Below are 13,195 nucleotides of genomic sequence, written 5' to 3'. Positions count from 1 at the left end.
TCACGGCGTGGCGGGTGCGGCGCCGAGGTGCCACGCGGTGATCTCGACCTCGGAGCCCGACACGATGTCGAGCTCGACCGGCCACGAGCCGCGGTCATACCCAGGGAGCAGGGCGGCGTGTAGCGCACGTGCCACGAGAGCGCCGTCCGTGGCATCGGCGTCCCATCCAATCACCGCGGTCGCCTCGCCCTGGGGCGGCACGGTGACGGGCGCGGAGCCGGGGTCGGTCGCCAGGAAGGACGAACCGGGCCGCACCTCGACGTCGAGCGCATGGCCGTTCTGATCCGCGAACGCGATGTCGGGATACCCCTCGACCACGCACGGCTCCTCGCTGACGTTCATCAGACGGATGCTCTGGGCACGGTGCCCCGTGGCCCCGTCGGCGGTTCCGAGTAGCAGCATGGCCCGGTCGGGGGTGCAGGCGTCCGCGGGGAGCTGCGGTGTTGACGCCCCCGGGGCCCGCTCCGGCACCGGATCGCCCACGGCCGCCGGATCGACGAAGGCTCCGGACTCGTCAGTGGTGCCCTGCAGCGCGGCGTTCTCCTCGACGATCTGGCGCTGCCACGCGGCATCGGCCAGGCTCCCGATGATGATGAGTGCGACCACGCTCGCGAGAGCGAGACCGAGGAGGCGCGGGGACCACCGCCGCGCGGGTTCTCCGCAGGCTCTCCGCGAAAGCGCCCAGGCGGGGATCCAGCCCCAGGCGAGTCCCCAGTAGGCGGTGTCTGGAGCGGACTCCACGACCGCCGCGGTCAGACCGTGCACGCCGGAGAGAGGGAGGAAGGACAGCACCCGGGTGACGTCGTCGCACAGCCCGACGGCCGTACCGGCGAGGACGGCGCCGAACCAGAGCACGAGGAACGCGGGAGCCCGGCCGACGCCCTGCGCGCCGCGTGCCACGACCCAGACGACGCTGCACAGGACGGCCGCCGTCATGGCCAGCACCGGGACGCCCCACGCGCCGGGGAGCAGCCAGGCGTGACTCTGCAGCGGGCCGATACCGACGAAGCTCAGCACTCGCGTCAGCACGATGTCGGAACCGGTCAGTCGGGCGATGGCGCCGGAGACGATCCACAGTGCGCCGAGGAGCAGCCCGGCGAGCAGCCCCGCCGTCGACGGCGGCCTCGTGCGACCGTCTCGGGCGCTCGGGAGGGCGGCGGTCGACGGGGGAGCGGAGGCCATGCCTCATCCTAGGGGCGCTCAGCGACGCCGGTCGGGATCCAGCCCCATGCGGATCCGCGTCCGCTTGCGTTCGATCAGGATGAACACGACTCCGAGGACCCAGAGCGGGATCAGGGTGAGGAACGCGACACGGAACGCGTCGAGCGTGTAGGTGTCCGGGGTGCCGGCGCCCTGGGCGTCGAGGAGGAGACCGATCACGAACACGGCGATCAGGGCAGCGATGAAGCCGCCCGCGTTCGTCACGCCGGTGGCCGTGCTGAGGCGATGCACGGGGTTGTGCGTGCGGGCGTGGTCGAAGGCGATCATCGACGCGGGGCCGCCGGTCGCCAGAGCGACCGCCAGGACCCAGAGCAGCCAGTCCGGGGCGGGGCCGGGGAGGGCGATGACCGCGATCCAGGCCGCCATCTGCACGCCGACCGCGGGGAGGACGAGGGCGAGCGAGCGGTGGTTCGGCAGGCGGCGGGAGAGATCGCCGATGATCGGGCCGAGGATCATGCCCGCGACCACGTAGATCGATATGATCCCCGCCGCGTGGGAGGTGGTCAGGCCCTCGCCGGCCGTGAGGAACGGCATGCCCCACAGCAGCACGAACACCGTGCCGGCGAACGGTGTGGTGAAGTGCGACCAGAACGCGAGCCGTGTGCCGGGATGTGCCCAGGCCGCCCGGATGCCGACGCCCGTGTCGATCGCCGACGTCACGACACGCACGACTCCGGTGTCCGTGTTCACCGACACGTCCGGACCGCTCTCGGCGGGGTTGTTGCGCACGATGAGCCACACGAGGATCGTGAAGAGCAGGCCGAGACCGGCGATGCTGCCGAAGGTGATCGACCAGGTGGTGGCGTGCAGCAGGGCGGCGACCGGCACCAGGGCGATCAGCTGACCGGCCTGCCCGATGATCCCGGTGAACTGGACCATGACCGGGCCGCGCTGCGCGGGGAACCATGTGGCCACCAGTCGCAGCACGGCGGGGAAGACGGCGGCGTCGCCGGCTCCGAGGAGGACACGCGCGACGATCGCGATGCCGATGCTGGGGGAGAGGGCCATGGTGAGCTGTCCGGCCGCCATGAGCAGCATCCCGGCCGTGATGATCGGGCGGGAGCCGTAGCGATCGAGGAGGACGCCGACCGGGATCTGCATCCCGCCGTACACCGCGAGCTGCACGACGGCGAACAGTGCGAGCGTCGAGGCGTCCGCCTGGAAGCGGTCGGCGGCCTCGACACCGACGGCACCCAGAGACGTGCGGTTGGTGATGGCGAGCACGTAGGCCGCGACGCCGACGGACCAGATCGCCCAGGCCCGCCACCCCGGCGTGGAGACGGGGGAGTGGGAGACCTGAGGCACCCTTCCACGCTACTCCTGCGTGGAGCGCGGGCACGCACAGCGGTTGGAGCGAACTTTTCGCGGAATCGTCGCCCTCACGCGGGTGCGGCGAACCGGACGATCTCCTCGGCCACGGCCTGTGGCATGGAAATGTACGGTGAGTGGCTCGCCGACAGTGTGCGCGAGTCGCTGGCGGCCGGATCCTGCAGCAGCCGTATGCGTTCCCCGGTGGCCGGCGCCTCCGACCCGAGCGGCAACGAGCTCGGCGTCTGGTCCTCCCACTAGGCGCTGCAGATCATAGCGCGGGGGCGGAGGAGTGCCAGACTGCGAGGATGAGCCACGTGCCCCGCATCCCGGAGATGGACACCTCGCGCCTCCGCCTGCGCAGGCAGGCGATCGAGGACGCGGTCGTGTTCCGCCACCTGTGGACCGAACGCGACGAACGGGTCCCCGCGCACCGGCGGCTCGACGCGGACGGCCGCCCCGATCTGGACGACATCCGAGCGCATATCCGCGATGCCGAGGAGTCGTCGCTGCTCACCGTGGAACGCATCGACACCGGGGATCCGATCGGGTACTGCGGTCTCGTCTACGGCGGCGAGGGGGTGGCCACCGAACCGGAGCTCGCGTTCGAGCTGCTGCGCGCCGAGCACAACCGGGGGCATGCCACCGAAGCTGCTCAAGCCGTCCTTGCATGGGCAGACGGGGCGGGCTTCGACCGCGTCTGGGCCGGCGTCTGGGAATGGAACCTCCCGTCCCGGCGGGTGCTCGAGAAGCTCGGCTTCGTCGAGTCCGGACGGGAACGCCCGTCCTCCGCCCACGGTCGAAACATCCTGACCGTCAGGACTCTCTTCGCCGAGTGAGAGGGCGGGCTCCGAGCCGGCGCTCTGCCTCACGTGACTGAGGACCCCACCGGCAGCGCCTCACCGTCACCCGGGGGCTCCTGCACGAGGTGAAGGGCATCCGATTTCGTCAGATGGTTGGGGTACAGCATCCGTGAGAACCTTCCCCGCGGATCGTCTTTGTCGCGGGGGAGATCGATGTGGGTTCGCTCGATCGCCGCGATGAGGACTTCCGTCTGCTCATCGGTCAACACGAGGAGCCCTCGTTCTCGCAAGCCCACCACTGCTCGCGAGTCATCCGATGCCGTGAGGACGACCGCGATACTCCGGGCTGTGGCGTCCGGCTCCCAGGGGTGCGCGATAACCATGGCCGTCGTGATGGTCGCGGTCGGGATCTCCTTCGTGCCGACGAGCAGACGGGTGGCGTCGCGTGAGATGCGCGGCGGTCGCGAACGTCGCCGCACGACGGCGCTGACGATGATCGCCACGACCGCCAGCAGCACAGCCCCGAGCGGCCACGTCCATGCGCCGAGCGGTCCCGCCGCCACGGGGATGAGGAACGCGCCGATCATCATCGCAAGGAGAAGCGGCTGTCCGGAGAAGACGTGAAGAGCCCACCAGGGGAAGAGAGCCCGCGAACGAGAGGGCCCCAACGGCATCCACTCCTGCACGTCGACGTTCGGCTCGCTCTCCGGGCGATCGGACGAGTGCACCGGTTGAGGCTGCCGCCGCACTCCTCTGATGATCAGCGTCATGCCCACCACACCGAACACGGTGGACAGCACCCATCCGCGCAGCGGGTCGTCGGTCTCGTTCTGATCCGTCCCCGCCAGTGTGACAACCCCACCCACGGAGATGAGGAGAAGGAAGACTCCGTAGAGCAAGACGACCCGACGGGAGCGGCGGGCCGTCCAGGGCTTCGGCTCCGTGCCTGGAGGCCACGAGGGGTCGCCCCAGGTCCTTCGCCCGGTGAGCAGGAGGCCGGCCGCCGCTCCGACGCATCCGAAAGACAGCGTCATTGCCGCCAGAACGCCGATTCGAGGATCCGCGATCAGGAATGTCGAAGCCACCGCCACCGCTGCGCTGAACATCGCCAGCGCCACGCCCACCACGATGGGCGTCAGCAGCCCTTCGCCCTTCTCATCGCCAGCGCCCATCCGCTCGCCCCACCTCTCCCCAGACTGCAGGCGGAGGATCAGGCCCCATCGATCCAGCCGCGGCCCAAATGTGCCTGTCCCTGAGGATGAGAGTAGCGCGAGTGCGCTCCCAGCGAAGGCGTGCACCTCGTAGGATCGCGATATGACCTCCCCTCGCCGTGTCCCTGCAGACCTGCGGAAACGCGGGGGCTTTCGAGGAGCGGATGAATCGACCGCCTCGCTCATCCTCGGCCAGTTCTTCGTCGGTGGCTTTTTCCTGTTCATCGTGGCTTTCTTCCTCGCACTCGGTGCTGCGGATGAGTACGACGGGGTGACGTCCTTCATCGGGGCGAGCATCATGGCCGTCGTGCTGTCCGTCGTGTCGATGATCACCGCCCTGGTGGTCGGCCTGCCCCTTCGCCTCGTCTCGGCGCTGCGCGCGCGGTGGCTCGCCCATGGCGAGATCACCGTCCTCGGGGTCGTCGTCGGACTCGGCGCCTGCATCGTGTCGGTCGTGCTGGCGGGCGGAAGCGGGGGAGCGGCGTCCCCATGGTGGGCGTTCGTCATCTCGTGGACGGTCCTCGCCTTCTCGGTCGCGCATTTCGTCTGGCCAGGGCGACGCCGGCCGCGAGAGTCCCGAGCACCCCGAGACGACGACCAGGCCGCGTGAGCACACGCGGGGAGGGTCAGCATCCGGAGGACCCGGGAGCACGGGACGCCGATGAGCACGTCCCGACGCAGACGCGGCGGGGATTCCTCATCGCTGCCGGAACCGGCGTCGCGGTGACCGGCGTCGGCATCTGGCTCTCCGCGAACTCCGGGGGAGAGGCAGACGACACCGGACGCCGCCCGGACAATCCCCGAGGGTTGCCCGAGTATGAGCCGGTCTACGACCGCGCGGTCACGGGTCTCGAGGTACCGCTCGGTTTCGAGGACTGTGCCGATCCCACGGTTCGCGCCGACCGCAGCATCGCGGGGAGTGATCGCCGAACCGTGAGCCCTGTCATCGACCGCTTCATCATCCACCACACCGGCACGACTTCCGACCAGTTGGAGTTCTTCTCCCGCTGCAACCGGAGATCATCGGCTCCCACCTTCTATCTGCGACACGACGGATCGGTCATCGAGACCATCCGCCCGGGAGCGAAGCCGTCGTCCACCGGCGCGGACTGGAACTGGCGGTCCGTGGCGGTGGAGACGCTGGATTTCACCGGAGCCCCGGAGTACACGGTGACCACCGCGCAGGTGGAGGAGATCGCGCAGATGATCGCGTGGCTCGCAGGCTTCGACGGCCGGACCCTGGACGGCGTTCCGGTGCGCTTCCGGATCGACCGAGAGCACGTCATCACCCACCAGGAGACATGGTCGGGAACGGAGTGTCCCGGTCCGTTCCTCCAATCGCGAGTGGATGACATCGTGGCGCGGGCGGAGGAGATCCGGAGGGAGTCACGGTGACGGCACGGGAGCGGGCTAGTTGTAGTTGAAGCACCGACTCGAGTCCGGCGTCGACTCCGGCTCACCCTTGTAGAGGATGAACCAGTTTGCCGCCGTCGCCTCGTCGACGTGCACATCCAGGAGCATGCAGGTATAGAGGACGCTGTCTTCGCTTCGGAAACCGGCGTAGATCCAGGTCGTCCCGCACGGTGAATCCGGATCCGTGGCCAGCGTGATCTCATTCAGAGCGCCGCCTGAACCCTCTTCCCAGGTCCCGGAGAAGTCAACGGCATCTGCCCCGCGCAGCTCCACCGCGGTGCGCGGCGGACTCCCACCGCACCCCACATCCCGTGGCCACGCAGTCGCCTGGAAGGTACCGTCCTCAGCGAGCTCGAGCGTCGTCGGCAGGTCGCTTCCCGCCCGCCATGTCCCGTACGCATCGGCCTCCGTCAGGCTGTAGTCCGACGTCCCGCACGCCGCCAACGAGAGCGTGAATGCGGTCAAGAACGCGAGCGCACCGACGCGGCCGCGATTCCGAGGGGATGGACGGGTGGGCACAGGCCCATCATGCAGCATCCACCCGTGTCACCGCGGCCGGCGACTCAGGAGAGGGTCACTTTCCTCAAGCTGACATAATGTGCATTATCGGATAATCCATATCCGGGATCTGGCGGGACGAGAGAGGGTAGGAAAGCCGTCACCGCGGCCCTCGATCATGCGTTGACGTAGGCCGCGAGATGTTCGCCCGTCAGCGTCGACCCGTCAGCGACGAGCTCGGCGGGCGTTCCCAGGACCGGATGTGGCCGCCGTGTCCGGCGCCGGGCCCCACAGCGCTGCCGTTCACCGCCCGACAGGGTCGACAACGGCTGGCCGAGTGACAGGTAGCCGAGCCCCACGTCTTCCAGGCGTCCGAGGATGGCGGCAACGACCCGCGGGCCTGGCGGGGTCTCAGGGCCGACTGGAGCCGCGGGGATGCCCGCGCGCCCAACAGCTACCGCTGTTCCCAGCAATATCCATAGCAGCGTCAGAACGGTTAAGACTGAGACGAGAAGCGCGAGATACGCCCGGGCTTGTAGGGAGCCACGACCGCGGCCCCGGTACCGTTGTCGGAAAGAACCACGTGCTTCGTTCCTGCCACCGCCAAGGCCCAGGCGTGCGCGGCGAATGTCACGAAGGCCAGTACGCGGTTGTCTGAGGAAGCGCGAGCGATAACCCACGCAGCACGGGCTGCGCGGCCGACGCCACCGTATGTCATACGAGAGGCGCCGCAGTGAACGGCGCTCGATCCGCGAACTGGAACGCGCGTCCGAAGAGCGTGGAGCCACTCGTGGGAGAGCCGGGATCTCGGGGCACCACGCCTGTAGCGGCCCAGAGCATTTCGCGCAGCCACTGCGCGCCTCCATAGACTCGAAAGTTACCGACGCGTTCAGCCGTGTGGTCAGCGCGCTCCAGCACGACGTGGATGCGTGACAACTCCTCGATCTCGTGGGAGTACACGGTCCACTCTTCGTTGGCTTCTCCGTACTCGAGCGGGTCGAACTCTGAGGATGGGTCCGAGGCGAAGTTCTCGAGTTCTTCGGGGCTCGCACGCTGACGCAGCAGCTGCGGTGCGCGCAGCGTGAAGGCGACGATCGCGAGTTCGGGATCCACGAACTCATCGATCAGATCCTCGCCGTACCGATCAAGATCTAGTGGCGTAGCGCCTAGTGAGGTGAGGAAGGAGGCTACGTCGTCCACCAGAGGCATGGCGGGCACGTCGTAGTGTTCGCGCGCTGACTCCAGCAGCTGGTCGTAGGTCGTCATGTGTTCTCCAACGGTGCTTGGGTCGGCGCCTGAATTCGTTCGAGAGAGGATGGAGATTCCGCCCCCGTGGCCCTCGATCAAGCGTTGACGTACGCCGCGAGATGTTCGCCCGTCAACGTCGCCCCGTCAGCGACGAGCTCGGCAGGCGTTCCCTCGAACACGATGCGACCACCGGCGTGGCCGGCTCCCGGTCCGACGTCGATGATCCAGTCGGCGTGCGCCATGACCGCCTGATGATGCTCGATCACGACGACCGTCTTGCCCGCGTCGACGAGTCGATCCAACAGACCGAGGATCGTGTCGACGTCGGCGAGATGCAGGCCGGTCGTCGGCTCGTCCAACACGTAGACGTCGCCCTTCTCGCCCATCTGGATCGCGAGCTTGATGCGCTGGCGCTCACCGCCCGACAGGGTCGACAACGGCTGTCCGAGCGACAGGTAGCCGAGCCCCACGTCTTCCAGGCGTCCGAGGATGGCGGCCGCGGCCGGGAGCTTCGCCTCACCCTCGCTGAAGAACACGCGGGCCTCGGACACCGGAAGATCGAGCACCTCGGTGATGTCCTTGCCGCCGAGCTTGTACTCCAGCACCGCCGCCTGGAAGCGCTTACCGCCGCAGTCCTCACAGGGGGTCTCGATCGTGTCCATGAACCCGAGCTCGGTGATGATGACACCGGCGCCCTTGCACGTGGGACACGCGCCCTCGGAGTTCGCGCTGAACAGGGCGGGCTTCACGCCATTCGCCTTCGCGAAGGCCTTGCGGATGGGCTCGAGCAGCCCCGTGTAGGTCGCGGGATTGCTGCGACGCGAGCCCTTGATGGCGGACTGGTCGATCGCCACCACGCCCTCGCGTCCGGTCACCGAACCGTGGATGAGCGAGCTCTTACCCGAGCCGGCGACACCGGTGACCACGGTCAGGACACCGGTCGGGATGTCGACGTCCACGTTCTGAAGGTTGTTCGTGGAGGCGCCGCGGACTTCGATCGCGCCGGTGCGGTCACGCACGGCGTCCTTGAGCTGTGCACGGTCGTCGAGGTGCTGCCCCGTCAGTGTTCCACTGGCCGTGAGACCCTCGACGCTCCCCTGATAGCAGATCTCTCCTCCGGCGCTTCCGGCACCCGGACCCAGATCCACGACATGATCGCCGATCGCGATGGTCTCCGGCTTGTGCTCGACGACGAGCACCGTGTTCCCCTTGTCGCGGAGTCGGAGCAGCAGCCCGTTCATGCGCTGGATGTCGTGCGGGTGCAGCCCGATGGTCGGCTCGTCGAACACGTAGGTGACATCGGTCAGCGAGGAGCCGAGGTGCCGCAGCATCTTGATCCGCTGCGCCTCTCCCCCGGACAGCGTCCCCGATGGCCGATCCAGGCTCAGGTACCCCAGGCCGAGGGTCACGAAGGCGTCGAGGTTGGCGCTCAGCGCCTGGAGCAGCGGACCGGCACCCGGGAGGTCGAGGCCCCGGACCCATGCGGCGAGATCCGTCACCTGCATGCGGCAGGCGTCGGCGATGCTCACGCCGTCAATCTTCGACGATCGCGCACCTTCGGTGAGGCGCGTGCCGTCGCACTCCGGGCACACCGCGAAGGTGGCCACCCGCTCGACGAACGCGCGGATGTGCGGCTGCAGCGCGTCGAGGTCTTTCGAGAGCATGGACTTCGTGATCTTCGGGATCAGGCCCTCGTAGGTCATATTGATACCGGAGATCTTGACCTTCGTGACCTCGCCGTAGAGGAAGAGGTGACGCTGCTTGTCGGTGAACGACGCGATGGGCTTGTCCGGCGGGTAGAACCCGGACTGCGAGAACCCCTTCACCATCCACCCGTCGGCGGTGTATCCGGGCACCATGATCGCGCCCTCGTCGAGGGACTTCGACTCATCGACGATCTGCGAGAGGTCGAGATCGGACACCACTCCCCTGCCCTCACATCGCGGGCACATGCCGCCGAGGTAGATCGCGTCCTTCACGATCTTCTTCTCCCCGCCCGGCCCGGTCATCACTCCGCTGGCCTTCTGCGTCGGGATGTTGAACGAGAACGCCGTCGGCCCGCCGATGTAGGGCTGTCCGAGCTTGCTGAACAGGATGCGGAGCATCGCATTGGCATCCGTCACCGTGCCGACGGTGGACCGCGGATTCGCGCCGAGGCGCTCCTGGTCCACGATGATCGCCGTGGTGAGGCCTTCCAGCACGTCGACGTCGGGTCGAGGGACGGACGGCATGAAGCCCTGCACGAAGGCGCTGTACGTCTCGTCGATCATCCGGCGCGATTCGGCGGCGATCGTGTCGAAGACGAGAGAGCTCTTCCCGGAACCCGAGACCCCGGTGAACACCGTGAGGCGTCGTTTCGGGATGTCGACGCTCACGTCCTTGAGGTTGTTCTCGCGCGCGCCCTGCACACGGATGAGATCGTGGGTGTCCGCGGGGTGCTCGGCAGCGGTCATGCGGCGTCCTTCGTGGTGGTGGGGCCGTCAGGCGGCCTGGTTGATGCGGAGCAGGTTGCCCGCGGGGTCGCGGAACGCGCAGTCGCGCACACCGTAGGGCTGATCCATGGGTTCCTGGACCACGTCCGCCCCCTCCGCGACCAGACGGTCGAACAGGGCGTCCAGGTCGTCGCTCGCGAGTGTCAGAGCGCCATAGCTGCCCTTCGCGATGAGCTCCAGGATCGTCTGCCGTTCGGCGTCGGTGATGCCGGGGTCGGTGGCCGGCGGGTGGAGCACGATCGAGGTCTCCGGCTGGCCTGCGGGGCCGACCGTGAGCCAGCGGAGACCGTCATAGCCGACGTCGTTGCGCACCTCGAAGCCGAGGGCGTCGCGGTAGAAGCCGAGCGCCGCTTCGGCGTCGGTGTGCGGGAGGAAGGCGTAGTGGATGCTGATGTTCATGATGCTCACGTTAGGTGCGCCTCGGGGCGCGGCGCTTCTCGATTCCTGATCGGTCGGGTGACCTGCTTCGCCTGGAACGACGGGATGCCCTCGACGTTCGCGGCGCGTTCACGGTACACGCTGGGTGGGACACCGACCAGCTCCGAGAACCGGGTGCTGAACGTTCCCAGCGAGGAGCAGCCCACGGCGAAGCACACCTCGGTGACGCTGAGGTCGCCGCGACGCAGCAGCGCCATGGCGCGCTCGATGCGGCGGGTCATGAGATAGGAGTACGGGGATTCGCCGTAGGTCTCGCGGAACCGCCGACTGAGGTGGCCGGCGGACATGTGTACGCCCCGCGCCAGGGCCTCGACGTCCAGGGGCTTCGCGTACTCCCGATCGATGCGGTCGCGTACCTTCCGCATCACGACCAGCTCCCGCAGTCGAGCGTCATCCACCGGTGTCACGTGATGATCCTGCCATGACGCCGGAAGACGGGGAATGACCATCCGCGACGCGCGGAGCCGCTCCTCCCCCGCTGTCGGACTTCCGGCGCTACCCTGGGGGCATCCTCACAGGATTCTCTCAGAAGGGGTTCCCCGTCATGTCTGAAGCAGTCGCAGAAACGAAGTCTTTCTTCAAGTCCATCCGCGTCGCTCTCGCGGTCTCCGGCGTGCTCGCGCTGCTCGCGGGTATCGCGTTGCTCGTCTGGCCGGTGAAGTCGGCCGTCATCGTGACGGCGATCTTCGCGTCGTACCTGATCGTCGCGGGCGTCGTCTACATCGGCCTCGGCATCTTCTCCCGCGCCAAGGGCGGCTGGTCTCGCGTCGGCCACATCGTCCTCGGCCTGCTCTACATCGTCGCCGGCGTCATCGCGTTCTTCAACCTGAACGTCGCCGCCGCCACCCTCGCGCTGGTCGTCGTGATCTTCATCGGCGTGAGCTGGATCGTCGACGGCGTCGTGGCGCTCTCGCTGCTCGGCAGCGATGGGTCGCGAGTGTGGACCGTGATCTACGCCATCCTCAGCATCATCGCCGGAATCATCGTCCTCTTCTCGCCGGTCATCGCCGGATTCGCGCTGTGGCTGCTCCTGGGCATCTCGCTCGTCGTGCTCGGTATCGTGCAGATCATCCGCGCGATCACGCTGGGCAAGGATGAGAAGGCGTTCACCACGGGCGCTGCCGCCGTCTGATCTCGGATACGCACGACGCCCCGGACCTGCCGAGCAGGTCCGGGGCGTCTTGCGTAGGACGACTATTCCGCGGCGAAGGCGCTCACGTCGCCGACCAGGCGGGTGTTGTCCGCGGGGACGGGGTCGATGACCGCCTTGGCGACCTCGGCGGCGAACTCGGACACGTTGTAGAGACGGCCGGCGGATTCGCGGCGCTCGGCGATCGCCCCGGGGTTCGCGCGCTCGAGCAGCGTCGCGGTGATCGTGCCCTCGATCATGTCGCCGGAGACGACGGTGAAGCCGATCCCCTTCTCTGCGAGGCCGGGGATCAGTTCCCGCAGCGCGTCCTCGCCGGCCCGCTTGGACAGCGCGACGGGCTCGTACTCCGGCATCGTCGGCGTCGTGCGGATGAAGTGCGCCTGGTGGCTGGTGACGAACACGACGCGTGCGCCGTCCGACAGCAACGGGGTCGCGGCGTTGAGGACGTTGAGCTGCGCGTCCCGGTTGAGCGTCAGGGCGTAGTCCTCGGCCATCCCCGACTCCATGCCGCCCGAGGCGTTGAGGACGAGGACGTCGAGACGCCCGTACTCGGCGCGGACGGCGTCGAACATCTCGGCGATCGACGCCGGGTCGGTGAGGTCCGCGCCGACGACGAGCGCCCGGCGGCCCAGCTCGCGCAGCTGCGCTGCGAGCTTCTCCGCGCGCGGTGCCTTGTTCCGGTAGTTGATGACGACGTCGGCGCCGGCCTCGGCGAGGTACCGCACGGTGTCGGCGCCGATCCCCCGCGATGAGCCGGTGACGAGGGCCACCTTGCCGTCGAGGGATCCTGCGGGAAGAACGTCGGTCACGGGTGACTCCTCATGGTGCGTGGAACGCCGTGAGCGCACGGCCCTCACAGATTACCAAGGGGGCGCGGTGGCGGCCGGTCGGGCGTCGCCACGCGTGGTACGTTGACGGCAAAGGAGGCCGCATGGACAACTTCTCGACGTTCGTCACGTTCATCGACCATTGGGCATGGATCGGGTGGCTCGTCCTCATCGCCGTCTTCCTCGTCATCGAGATGCTCTCCCTCGACTTCACCTTCCTGATGCTGAGCTTCGGAAGCGTGATCGGTCTCGTCACCGACTTCGTCGGGCTCCCGGTCTGGATCCAGATCCTCATCGCCGCCTTGGCATCCGCCCTCTTCATCCTCTTCCTGCGGCCGCCCCTCTTGCGCCGACTGCACCGCGGTGCCGACCCCACCCGCTCGAACGTCGAGGCCCTCGTCGACCTCCGCGGCATCGCGCTCAGCGAGATCACGCAGATCTCCGGCCAGGCGAAGCTCGCGAACGGCGACACCTGGACCGCCCGAACCACCACCCCGATGGCGATCCCCGCGGGGGCGCCTGTCGCCGTCAGCGCGATCAACGGCGCGACCGCCATCGTCCGACCCCTCAACGACTAGGAGCACGC

General features: G+C 68.2%; 15 protein-coding genes and 1 pseudogene. 6 read left to right on the top strand and 10 right to left on the bottom strand.

The window, feature by feature from the left end:
• Both RI211_RS08590 and RI211_RS08585 read right to left on the bottom strand, forming a co-directional pair.
• The gene (locus tag RI211_RS08590) at positions 1 to 1,182 is read right to left on the bottom strand and encodes a DUF4232 domain-containing protein (RefSeq protein WP_315636869.1); all 1,182 of its coding nucleotides are present in this window, start codon (positions 1,180 to 1,182) and stop codon (positions 1 to 3) included.
• 18 nt (positions 1,183 to 1,200) lie between these two features.
• Entirely contained in the window at positions 1,201 to 2,526 is a 1,326-nt protein-coding gene (locus RI211_RS08585) for an MFS transporter (protein ID WP_315636870.1), read from the bottom strand.
• Between the two features lie 123 nt (positions 2,527 to 2,649).
• Between RI211_RS08585 and RI211_RS08580 the strand changes: the two genes are divergently transcribed.
• Together RI211_RS08580 and RI211_RS08575 are read left to right on the top strand one after the other, a co-directional pair.
• Positions 2,650 to 2,790 carry a hypothetical protein gene (locus RI211_RS08580; RefSeq protein ID WP_315636871.1) on the top strand — a complete coding sequence of 47 codons (141 nt, stop codon included), beginning with the start codon at positions 2,650 to 2,652 and terminating at the stop codon, positions 2,788 to 2,790.
• A 47-nt stretch (positions 2,791 to 2,837) separates the two neighbouring features.
• Positions 2,838 to 3,368 (top strand): GNAT family N-acetyltransferase, encoded by a 531-nt coding sequence (locus RI211_RS08575; RefSeq protein ID WP_232089020.1) that lies wholly within the window; start codon positions 2,838 to 2,840, stop codon positions 3,366 to 3,368.
• A gap of 29 nt (positions 3,369 to 3,397) precedes the next feature.
• Here the strand turns inward: RI211_RS08575 and RI211_RS08570 are convergent, their stop codons facing one another.
• Positions 3,398 to 4,768 carry a hypothetical protein gene (locus RI211_RS08570; RefSeq protein ID WP_315714014.1) on the bottom strand — a complete coding sequence of 457 codons (1,371 nt, stop codon included), beginning with the start codon at positions 4,766 to 4,768 and terminating at the stop codon, positions 3,398 to 3,400.
• A 1-nt stretch (position 4,769) separates the two neighbouring features.
• Here RI211_RS08570 and RI211_RS08565 point away from each other — a divergent pair, with 1 nt between their 5' ends.
• The gene (locus RI211_RS08565) at positions 4,770 to 5,153 is read left to right on the top strand and encodes a hypothetical protein (protein ID WP_315714013.1); all 384 of its coding nucleotides are present in this window, start codon (positions 4,770 to 4,772) and stop codon (positions 5,151 to 5,153) included.
• Positions 5,150 to 5,938: a peptidoglycan recognition protein family protein gene (locus tag RI211_RS08560; RefSeq protein ID WP_187661476.1), complete on the top strand. Its 789-nt coding sequence runs from the start codon at positions 5,150 to 5,152 to the stop codon at positions 5,936 to 5,938. Before RI211_RS08565 ends, RI211_RS08560 begins: the two co-directional genes overlap by 4 nt.
• 15 nt (positions 5,939 to 5,953) lie before the next feature.
• On the opposite strand, the gene RI211_RS08555 is transcribed toward RI211_RS08560, so the two are convergent.
• From RI211_RS08555 to RI211_RS08535, 6 genes and pseudogenes are all read right to left on the bottom strand, one after another.
• The gene (locus tag RI211_RS08555) at positions 5,954 to 6,421 is read right to left on the bottom strand and encodes a hypothetical protein (RefSeq protein WP_187661475.1); all 468 of its coding nucleotides are present in this window, start codon (positions 6,419 to 6,421) and stop codon (positions 5,954 to 5,956) included.
• 209 nt (positions 6,422 to 6,630) lie between these two features.
• Positions 6,631 to 6,834: pseudogene (locus RI211_RS16995) on the bottom strand (hypothetical protein); the annotation flags it as partial.
• A 334-nt stretch (positions 6,835 to 7,168) separates the two neighbouring features.
• The gene (locus RI211_RS08550; RefSeq protein WP_315636874.1) at positions 7,169 to 7,720 is read right to left on the bottom strand and encodes a hypothetical protein; all 552 of its coding nucleotides are present in this window, start codon (positions 7,718 to 7,720) and stop codon (positions 7,169 to 7,171) included.
• 77 nt (positions 7,721 to 7,797) lie between these two features.
• Positions 7,798 to 10,155: an ATP-binding cassette domain-containing protein gene (locus RI211_RS08545; protein ID WP_315636875.1), complete on the bottom strand. Its 2,358-nt coding sequence runs from the start codon at positions 10,153 to 10,155 to the stop codon at positions 7,798 to 7,800.
• A gap of 27 nt (positions 10,156 to 10,182) precedes the next feature.
• Entirely contained in the window at positions 10,183 to 10,593 is a 411-nt protein-coding gene (locus RI211_RS08540; RefSeq protein WP_259954886.1) for a VOC family protein, read from the bottom strand.
• 5 nt (positions 10,594 to 10,598) lie between these two features.
• Positions 10,599 to 10,997 (bottom strand): helix-turn-helix transcriptional regulator, encoded by a 399-nt coding sequence (locus RI211_RS08535; RefSeq protein ID WP_259954888.1) that lies wholly within the window; start codon positions 10,995 to 10,997, stop codon positions 10,599 to 10,601.
• Positions 10,998 to 11,176: 179 nt separating this feature from the next.
• On the opposite strand from RI211_RS08535, the gene RI211_RS08530 reads away from it, so the two are divergent.
• On the top strand, positions 11,177 to 11,764 hold the full coding sequence (locus tag RI211_RS08530) for an HdeD family acid-resistance protein (protein WP_101845765.1): 588 nt from the start codon (positions 11,177 to 11,179) through the stop codon (positions 11,762 to 11,764).
• Between the two features lie 62 nt (positions 11,765 to 11,826).
• Here RI211_RS08530 and RI211_RS08525 read toward each other — a convergent pair whose 3' ends face one another.
• Positions 11,827 to 12,591 (bottom strand): SDR family oxidoreductase, encoded by a 765-nt coding sequence (locus tag RI211_RS08525; RefSeq protein ID WP_259951525.1) that lies wholly within the window; start codon positions 12,589 to 12,591, stop codon positions 11,827 to 11,829.
• 122 nt (positions 12,592 to 12,713) lie between these two features.
• Between RI211_RS08525 and RI211_RS08520 the strand changes: the two genes are divergently transcribed.
• Positions 12,714 to 13,187, top strand: coding sequence for an NfeD family protein (locus tag RI211_RS08520; protein ID WP_025103445.1), 474 nt, complete (start codon positions 12,714 to 12,716; stop codon positions 13,185 to 13,187).
• Positions 13,188 to 13,195 lie beyond the last annotated feature (8 nt).

The sequence above is a fragment of the Microbacterium meiriae genome (genome assembly GCF_032364335.1).
Lineage (GTDB): Bacteria > Actinomycetota > Actinomycetes > Actinomycetales > Microbacteriaceae > Microbacterium > Microbacterium meiriae.
The sequence above is the reverse complement of the archived record's forward strand: the minus strand, read 5'-3'. Positions and strand labels throughout refer to the sequence as shown.

Excerpts from the sequence above, each read along its gene's own strand:
- RI211_RS08590 (WP_315636869.1), bottom strand. The coding sequence starts at position 1,182 with ATGGCCTCCGCTCCCCCGTCGACCGCCGCCCTCCCGAGCGCCCGAGAC.
- RI211_RS08580 (WP_315636871.1), top strand. The coding sequence starts at position 2,650 with ATGGAAATGTACGGTGAGTGGCTCGCCGACAGTGTGCGCGAGTCGCTG.
- RI211_RS08575 (WP_232089020.1), top strand. The coding sequence starts at position 2,838 with ATGAGCCACGTGCCCCGCATCCCGGAGATGGACACCTCGCGCCTCCGC.
- RI211_RS08570 (WP_315714014.1), bottom strand. The coding sequence starts at position 4,768 with ATGAACAGGAAAAAGCCACCGACGAAGAACTGGCCGAGGATGAGCGAG.
- RI211_RS08550 (WP_315636874.1), bottom strand. The coding sequence starts at position 7,720 with ATGACGACCTACGACCAGCTGCTGGAGTCAGCGCGCGAACACTACGAC.
- RI211_RS08545 (WP_315636875.1), bottom strand. The coding sequence starts at position 10,155 with ATGACCGCTGCCGAGCACCCCGCGGACACCCACGATCTCATCCGTGTG.
- RI211_RS08540 (WP_259954886.1), bottom strand. The coding sequence starts at position 10,593 with ATGAACATCAGCATCCACTACGCCTTCCTCCCGCACACCGACGCCGAA.
- RI211_RS08535 (WP_259954888.1), bottom strand. The coding sequence starts at position 10,997 with ATGCGGAAGGTACGCGACCGCATCGATCGGGAGTACGCGAAGCCCCTG.
- RI211_RS08530 (WP_101845765.1), top strand. The coding sequence starts at position 11,177 with ATGTCTGAAGCAGTCGCAGAAACGAAGTCTTTCTTCAAGTCCATCCGC.
- RI211_RS08520 (WP_025103445.1), top strand. The coding sequence starts at position 12,714 with ATGGACAACTTCTCGACGTTCGTCACGTTCATCGACCATTGGGCATGG.